The organism is Methanocalculus sp., assembly GCF_029762515.1.
Lineage (GTDB): Archaea > Halobacteriota > Methanomicrobia > Methanomicrobiales > Methanocorpusculaceae > Methanocalculus.
Genome location: NZ_JARVGN010000430.1, coordinates 1 through 1,854 on the forward strand (window position 1 = coordinate 1; position 1,854 = coordinate 1,854).

At 54.3% G+C, this 1,854-nt stretch carries 1 protein-coding gene and 1 pseudogene; one reads left to right on the forward strand and one right to left on the reverse strand.

The window, feature by feature from the left end:
• The first annotated feature begins 496 nt into the window (after window positions 1-496).
• Entirely contained in the window at window positions 497-1,480 is a 984-nt protein-coding gene (locus QCH34_RS11820) for a DUF1616 domain-containing protein (RefSeq protein WP_300334437.1), read from the forward strand.
• Here the strand turns inward: QCH34_RS11820 and QCH34_RS11825 are convergent.
• A pseudogene (locus QCH34_RS11825) lies at window positions 1,461-1,854 on the reverse strand (hypothetical protein); the annotation flags it as partial. The gene QCH34_RS11820 and the pseudogene QCH34_RS11825 overlap by 20 nt on opposite strands.

Here is a 1,854-nt window from a genome sequence, read left to right on the forward strand (position 1 = left end):
TGGAAGTCCAGTAAATGCTACAGTAACTGCCTGACCAGGATTCACCGATGCCGGAGTAATTGTAACCGTCTGCGCCGCCGCAACTGCCGGAAGTGCCAGCACCAGCAGCAACGATAATAAGAGAATTGCATATCTTCCCATCATCTTTCTTCACATCCCACATACGCACTTATCAGACAGGCAATTGGCGAGTAGCCTAAAGCCACCAGTATAGCGTATGCATTATAGATTACTACTCCTCTACGACATTATTTAAAGGTTTCTTTGTGCATTCACTCTCCCCCGGAATTTCGCGCCATCACAGGCAAAAATTCAAGCGATCAATACACTGGTGAAGGGAACCGGGAGCAGGATCCGTTTTTGAAGCCCTGCACGGATCCCGGGGCGCATACAGAACTCCCCATATTTTCCCCGGCTTCATCACCCGATCTCAAACCAGTCGGATGCAGAATACCATCAATAGATATTTTCCCAATACGCATCCAATCACTCTACCATGAAACCCGGGCCCGCCGATCTCGCCATCGAACTCACAGATCCCCGCACCCTCCCGATTGACCTGAAGGCAGCGCTCCTCTGGATCGCAGGCACAGTCGCCTGCATCTATCTCCCCATCCTCCAGGACACCCCGCTCCGGGTGGTCTTTGCGCTCCCCTTCATCCTCTTCATCCCCGGCTACCTCTTAATCGCAGCACTCTTCCCAGCAGACGACGACCTTGACTGGATCGAGCGGATTGCGCTCTCTTTTGGCCTCTCGATCGCAGTTGTCCCCTTAATCGGTCTTGGCTTAAACTATACCCCCTGGGGCATCCGGCTGGATCCGATCGTCACCGCACTCGTCATCTTCGCTCTGGCAATGGCTGTAATTGCAGCATACCGCCGGATCACCATCCCACAGGAGAAACGCCTCACGATCCCAATCCGCGAGGTAAAGGAAGGAATCCATGACGAACTCTTCCCCGAGGAGAGCAGCCGCCTCGACCGCATCCTCAGCATCATCCTCATCTGCGCCATCTTCCTTGCGATCGGGACCACCATCTATGTGATCGTCGTCCCAAAGGAAGGAGAGAAGTTCACCGAGTTCTATATCCTCGGAGAGAAAGGAAAAGCAGCAGATTATCCAACGAACTTCCGGGCAGGGACTGAACAATTTGTGATCATCGGGATAGGCAACCACGAATATAGAAACATCACCTACACCACCATGGTCTACGGCTTCAACCAGCAGTTCGATACGAGAACAAATACCTCAACAATCCTCTCATCCATCCCGCTCGGCTCGTTCAGAAGAGAGATCGCCCATAACCAGACGATCGAAGAGCGGTTCGAATTTTCAATCACTGACAGGAATGTGAACCGGATCCAGTTCCTCCTCTTCGATGAGGAGCTCCCGGCACCCGGCCTCTCCCCGGCAGAACTCGTCAATGCGAGCTACCGGGATCTCCATCTATGGGTCAGGATCAGCCCGGAAGCCGCCTGAGGGTGATGGTGACCGACCGATCCTCTTCTGAGAGAACGATCCGGTCATAGACCCATGCGGTGCCGGTTGCATCGGCTGCAATGAGGCCGATGAGACCACAGACTGCGCAGGGAAACATGGTGCAGACCTTCGGGGACTCATTCTGCATGATCCGGCAGCCAAAAAAGAGGCGGTATCCGGAGATCGCAATAACCAGATCCTCACCCTCGATCGAAGTTGCCACGGCATCTGCAAGCTCAAGCGAGACCACAAGCACCTCACGGAAGGCAGAAAGAGAGGACTCAATCCCATCCGGAGTAATGAGACCATACTGATCCCTGAGATGCCGCCAGAGCGGGACGGTCAGGGGCGGGAGCGAAAGCCCGACTGCACCC